At 69.9% G+C, this 6,013-nt stretch carries 6 protein-coding genes and 1 pseudogene; 4 read left to right on the top strand and 3 right to left on the bottom strand.

Features of this window, described 5'->3' with window-relative positions; translation table 11 throughout:
* From B277_RS16965 to B277_RS11965, 3 genes and pseudogenes are all read right to left on the bottom strand, one after another.
* Positions 1-367 (bottom strand): annotated as a pseudogene (locus B277_RS16965) (DUF1003 domain-containing protein); the annotation flags it as partial.
* Positions 360-1,634, bottom strand: coding sequence for a magnesium transporter MgtE N-terminal domain-containing protein (locus tag B277_RS11970; protein ID WP_007928600.1), 1,275 nt, complete (start codon positions 1,632-1,634; stop codon positions 360-362). The gene B277_RS11970 and the pseudogene B277_RS16965, both read right to left, overlap by 8 nt.
* Before the next feature lie 35 nt (positions 1,635-1,669).
* Positions 1,670-2,179, bottom strand: a complete 510-nt coding sequence (locus B277_RS11965) for a hypothetical protein (RefSeq protein WP_007928599.1) — start codon at positions 2,177-2,179, stop codon at positions 1,670-1,672.
* A gap of 131 nt (positions 2,180-2,310) precedes the next feature.
* On the opposite strand from B277_RS11965, the gene B277_RS11960 reads away from it, so the two are divergent.
* From B277_RS11960 to B277_RS11945, 4 genes are all read left to right on the top strand, one after another.
* On the top strand, positions 2,311-3,381 hold the full coding sequence (locus B277_RS11960) for an HpcH/HpaI aldolase/citrate lyase family protein (RefSeq protein WP_007928598.1): 1,071 nt from the start codon (positions 2,311-2,313) through the stop codon (positions 3,379-3,381).
* Between the two features lie 3 nt (positions 3,382-3,384).
* Positions 3,385-4,254 (top strand): HpcH/HpaI aldolase/citrate lyase family protein, encoded by an 870-nt coding sequence (locus tag B277_RS11955; protein ID WP_007928596.1) that lies wholly within the window; start codon positions 3,385-3,387, stop codon positions 4,252-4,254.
* A 179-nt stretch (positions 4,255-4,433) separates the two neighbouring features.
* On the top strand, positions 4,434-5,108 hold the full coding sequence (locus B277_RS11950; RefSeq protein WP_202865251.1) for a L,D-transpeptidase family protein: 675 nt from the start codon (positions 4,434-4,436) through the stop codon (positions 5,106-5,108).
* Between the two features lie 155 nt (positions 5,109-5,263).
* Positions 5,264-6,013 (top strand): acyl-CoA dehydrogenase family protein (locus B277_RS11945; protein WP_007928593.1); only part of this gene is annotated, 750 nt, incomplete at its 3' end.

The following is a 6,013-nucleotide window of genomic DNA, read 5'->3' as shown; positions in this document are numbered from 1 at the left end:
GAGCGCCCGCTCGGCCTGCACGCGGTCCTGCTCCAGGGCCACGCGGTCACGGTCGCCTGTCGGTTCTGCGCGAGGAGTCAGCGGGGCGGCGTAGGAGGCCTGCAGCGACAGGATGAGCGTGAGCAGGGTGTAGTTGAGCGCCCGGCGGGTCGAACTGCGCGGCCTCCGGGGCGAAGGTGTTCCACGCCAGCCACACGACGACGAAGACCGACATCCAGATGAGGAAGCGCGGCGTGCCCATGAAGCGCGCGAACTTCTCCGAGAGGACGCCGAAGGTCTCCGTCGAAAAGTTCGAGGGCCGGCGGATCAGCTGGCGCCGCACCTCCTGGGGGGTGTCGACGCGGCTCGTGGGTCGACGCTCACTCATCGGTCACCTCGTGCCTCTCGTCGCGCCAGTCCTCGGGGAGGATGTGGTCGAGGACGTCGTCGACCGTCACGGCGCCCAGCAGGTGCTCGCCCTCGTCCACGACCGGTGCGGACATGAGGTTGTACGTCGCGAGGGTGCGGGTCACGTGCCCGAGCGGTGCGTCCGGCCGAAGGGGGTCGATCGCCTTGTCGAGGTAGCGCCCGATGCTCTCGTGCGGGGGCTCGCGCAGCAGCCGCTGGATGTGGATCATCCCGAGGTACTTGCCGGTCGGGGTCTCGAGCGGGGGCCGGCAGACGTAGACGGTCGCGGCGAGGGCCGCGGTGATCTCCTCGCGGCGCACGACGGCGAGGGCCTCGGCGACGGTGTCCTCGGGGGCGAGGATCACCGGCTCGGTCGTCATGAGACCACCGGCGGTGTTTTCGTCGTAGCTGAGCAGGCGTCGCAGCGGCTCGGCGTCGTCGGGCGTCATGAGCTGCAGGAGGGTCTCGGCCCGGTCGGGCGTGAGGACCGACAGCAGGTCGGCGGCGTCGTCGGGGTCCATCGCCTCGAGCACGTCGGCGGCGCGGGACTGGGTGAGCAGGCCGAGCATCTCGGCCTGGTCGTCGTCGCCGAGCTCCTGGAGGATGTCGGCGAGGCGGTCGTTGTCGAGGGCCGCGACGACGGCCTGGCGGCGCTCGGGGGCGAGGTCGACGATGACTTCGGCGAGGTCGGCGGCCTTGAGGTCCTCGACCGACTCGAGCAGCTTGACGGCGGAGTGCTCGGCGGCGCTCACCGACGCGGACAGGCCGGTGACGTCCTCCACGGGGACGGTGAAGGTCTCCCCCCTTCGTCGCACGAGGAGGCCGCGGCGCGTCTGGCGACCACCGCGGACGAAGACCTTGGTCACCGACCAGTTGCGGTTGGCGGACTGCTCGACACCGATGTCCTCGACGGTCGCCTCGACCGGGCCGTCGTCGGTGCGGACGGTGACCGGGCGCTCGAGGAGGTCGGCGAGGACGAGGGTCTCGGTCGCGCGCTGCTCGAAGCGGCGCATGTTGACCAGACCGGTGGTGATGACCTGGCCACCCTCGACCGAGGTGACCCGGGTCATGGGGACGAAGACGCGGCGTCGCCCGGGGACCTCGACGACGAGCCCGATGACGCGCGGCCGGCGGGAGGGGGAAAAGGTGACGACGACGTCGCGCACCCGCCCGACCTGGTCACCCAGGGGGTCGAAGACGTTGAGGCTCGCCAGGCGGGAGACGAAGAACCGGGAGGGAGCACTCACGCCCACAGACTAACCGCGGCTGCGTGCCGGGCGAGTCAGCCGCGGCCGCGCCCACCGAGATGCCACGGGCGCCGCACGCGGGTGCCAGCGGCGCCGACGGTGACGGGCCCGGCGACGCGGGCGTCACCCTCCGGCTCCGGCCGGCCGGGGGCCTGCACGGGTGTGCCGAAGGGGGAGAGCAGCCAGATCGTCGACTCAGCCCGCCACCGGTCGAGCAGGTCGGCCGGTGCGTTGAGGCGCTCGCCGAGCAGGGTGGTCGCGGCGGTCTCCCACCACGGGTTGCCGGGGGATAGGGCCTGGGCGGCGGCGTGCAGGGTGAGGAGGCGACCCCCGTCGCCCTTGCTGCGCAGCACGAGCCGCAGCTGCTCGGGCAGCGGGCCGAGGTCGGCCTCGGGGCCGCCGGAGACGACGAGGACCTGCCCGGCGAGCTCGTCCTGGCCCGTGGCAAACCACGTGAGGCGCTCGCCGCCGGGCAGCTGGAGCCACAGCACACCCGACGTCTTCAGCGCCTCGGTGGTGAGGGCGGAGAGGTTGACCTGGCTCATGGCGACAGCCTAGGCCGGGCCGCGGCAGCCCGGGTGGTCCCGGGTGTCGGTCGTCATACCGACCGGGAGCGGCCCCTTGCTAGGTTGCGGCCGAACCCCCTTCGCTCACCCTGAGAGGACTCGAGCCACACATGCGCAGTGCCAAGGACTTCTTCGCCCCACTCGCCGTCGGGGCGCCCGCCCCGGCCCGCGAGGTGCCGGCGCGACCGAGCCGGATGATCCACTTCTTCGACCCGAGCAACCCGAAGATGGCCGCGAAGGTGCCGGACATGGTCGGCGTCGCCGACGTGCTCCTGGGCAACCTCGAGGACGCCGTCGTCGCGGACAAGAAGGAGGCCGCGCGCGAGGGCCTCGTCCAGATCGCCAAGGACGTCGACTTCGGTGAGCACACCCAGCTGTGGACCCGGGTCAACGCGCTCGACAGCCCGTGGGTCCTCGACGACCTGACGACCCTCGTCACGCAGATCGGCGACAAGCTCGACGTCGTCATGGTCCCCAAGGTCCAGGGCCCCGAGGACATCCACTACGTCGACCGGCTCCTCGCGCAGCTCGAGGCGAAGGGGGGCGTGCAGCGCCCGATCATGGTCCACGCCATCCTCGAGACCGCCCGCGGCATGGCCAACGTCGAGGCCATCGCGGGTGCCAGCCCGCGCATGCAGGGCATCTCTCTCGGCCCGGCCGACCTGGCCGCCGACCGCCGGATGAAGACCACCCGCGTCGGTGGCGGCCACCCGGGCTACCTCGTGCGTCAGGACCCCTCGAAGGGAGCCGACGGCACCCCGGACTACCAGGGCCAGCGCACGGTCTTCCAGCAGGACCTGTGGCACTACACGATCGCCCGCATGGTCGACGCCTGCGCGATGCACGGGATCTTCCCCTTCTACGGCCCCTTCGGCGACATCAAGGACGTCGTGGCCTGCGAGGACCAGTTCCGCAATGCCTTCCTCCTCGGCTGCGTCGGCGCGTGGAGTCTGCACCCGGTGCAGATCGACATCGCCAAGAAGGTCTTCAGCCCGAGCGCCGAGGACGTCGCCCACGCCCGCGAGGTGCGCGACGCGATGCCGAGCGGCGGTGGCGCCGTGATGATCGACGGCAAGATGGAGGACGACGCCAGCTACAAGCAGTGCATGGTGATCCTCGAGCTCGCCGAGCGTCTGTCCGCCAACGACCCCGAGCTCGCCAAGCTCTACGCGGAGGCCTGAGTCATGACCGAGAGCACCTACACCCCCCGCCGCTCCGTCCTCTACATGCCGAGCTCCAACGCCCGTGCGCTGGATAAGGCGAAGACCCTGCCCGTCGACGCGCTGATCCTCGACCTCGAGGACGCCGTCGGTCCCGACGACAAGCCGGCCGGGCGCGAGGCGGCGTGCGCCGCGGTGCGCTCCGGCGAGTACGGCGACCGCGAGCTGACGATCCGGGTCAACGGCATCGGCACGCAGTGGCACGACGAGGACATCGCGGCGGCGTCGCAGGCCGGCCCGCACGGCATCGTGGTGCCCAAGGTCAACACCGCCGACGAGGTCCGTCAGCTCGTCGCGGCCATGGAGGCCGCGGGCGCCCCCGAGCACACGAAGCTCTGGGCGATGATCGAGACGCCCGCGGCGATCTTCAACATCCGCGAGATCGCGCGGGCCTCTGACCGGCTCGTCGCCTTCGTCCTCGGCACCAACGACCTCGTCAAGGAGCTGCAGGCGGCGCACGTGCCCGGCCGCACGCCGCTCATCACGTCGCTGTCGCTCGCACTGCTCGCCGGGCGCGAGGCCGGCATCGCCGTCCTCGACGGCGTGTACAACGCGGTCAAGGACCTCGAGGGCTTCACGGCCGAGTGCGAGCAGGGCCGCGACATGGGCTTCGACGGCAAGACCCTCATCCACCCCGGCCAGGTCGAGGTGTGCAACTCCACCTTCGCCCCGAGCGAGGCGGCCGTGGAGGAGGCGAAGGGGGTCCTGCAGGCCTGGCAGGACGGTGCCGGCAAGGGCGTGGTCACCCACAACGGCAAGATGATCGAAAACCTCCACGTGGACATCGCCCGTCGGGTCCTCGCGACGCACGAGGCGATCAGCGCCAGATCGTGACCTCGGTCCCTGTGGATCGTCCCAGCACGTGCTGGGGTTGACCGTAAGATGTTTCACATCTCGGGCAACCACGGCACGTGCTGGTGCGTCTGAGGGGGAAAGGCGGACTTCAGGGGGTCCGCCACGGAGGAAGGAAACTTCAGATGGGCACGTACGAAGCACGTCATGCCGTCGCGGACGTGGAGACCTCTCCGCAGCGCCGGCTCATCATGCGCAGCAGCCTCGCCACGGCTGCCGTCGCCACCGTCGGAGCGGCGGGTCTGGCAACGCCCGCATCGGCGGCCACCCGCCGCAGTCTCAAGTTCGGCAGCAAGGGCAGCGACGTCAAGGCGCTCCAGGTCAAGCTCCGCGCGTGCGGCTACTGGCACGCGGGCAGCGACGGCCTCTACGGCACGACGACCGAGCAGGCCGTCATGGCCGTGCAGAAGGTCTACCGCCTCGATCGGGACGGCGTCGTCGGCCCGGCGACCTGGAAGGTCATCGACCGGCTGATCCGCCCGGGTGCCAAGACCAAGAGCGGCAACGTCTGCGAGATCAACCTCGAGAAGCAGACGATGATGTTCGTCGTCGGTGGCAAGGTGAAGTGGGTCTTCAACACGAGCACCGGCGCGGCGGGCTGGCGCACCCCCAAGGGGCGCTACACCTTCTTCCGCCAGATCAACGGCATGCGCAATGCTCCGCTCGGTCAGCTGTGGCGGCCGAAGTACTTCAACGGCGGCATTGCCATCCACGGTGCGAAGTCGATCCCCGGGTACGCGGCCTCGCACGGCTGCGCGCGGTTGTCGAATGCCGCGATCAACTACGTGTGGAGTGCCAACCTCGCACCGATCGGCAGCAAGGTCTGGGTCTACTGATCCACAGGCACACGTGACGCAGGGGGCGAGCCGGGCTCGCCCCCTTCGTCATGCCCGGGCGTGGTCGAGGACACCCTGAGACTCCATGGCAGTGCCGCGGCGCCGCTGGGATACTGACCCGGATCCCGCAGAACCACGAGAGCAAAGGTGGACGCATGTCCCGACTGCAGACGACCGACGGACTGACCGAGGAGCAGGTCGACCTGCTGGGCCTGGTCAAGGAGTTCGTCGACGAGCAGATCATCCCGGTCGCGCAGGAGCTCGAGCACGCCGACGAGTACCCGCAGAAGATCGTCGACCAGATGAAGGAGATGGGGATCTTCGGCCTGATGATCCCCGAGGAGTTCGGTGGTCTCGGAGAGTCGCTGCTCACCTACGCGCTGTGCGTCGAGGAGATCGCGCGCGGCTGGATGCCGGTCTCCGGCATCATCAACACCCACTTCATCGTCGCCTACATGATCCTCAAGCACGGCACCGAGGAGCAGAAGCAGCACTACCTGCCGAAGATGGCCTCGGGCGAGATCCGCGGCGCCTTCTCGATGAGCGAGCCGGGGCTCGGCTCCGACGTCGCCGGCATCAAGACCAAGGCCGTGCGCGACGGCGACAGCGACGACTGGACGATCAACGGCCAGAAGATGTGGCTGACCAACGGCGCCTCCGCCAACCTCGTCGCGGTGCTCGTCAAGACCGACCTCGGCCACGACAGCCCACACAAGAACATGACGACCTTCCTCATCGACAAGACCGAGGGCTTCGGCGAGACCGCCCAGGGCGTCACCGTCCCCGGCAAGATCGAGAAGATGGGCTACAAGGGCGTCGACACGACCGAGCTCGTCCTCGAGGGCCACAAGACGACGACCGGCCAGATCCTCGGCGGCGAGCCGGGCAAGGGCTTCKACCAGATG

The sequence above is a fragment of the Janibacter hoylei PVAS-1 genome (assembly GCF_000297495.1).
GTDB lineage: Bacteria > Actinomycetota > Actinomycetes > Actinomycetales > Dermatophilaceae > Janibacter > Janibacter hoylei.
The sequence above is the reverse complement of the archived record's forward strand: the minus strand, read 5'-3'. Positions and strand labels throughout refer to the sequence as shown.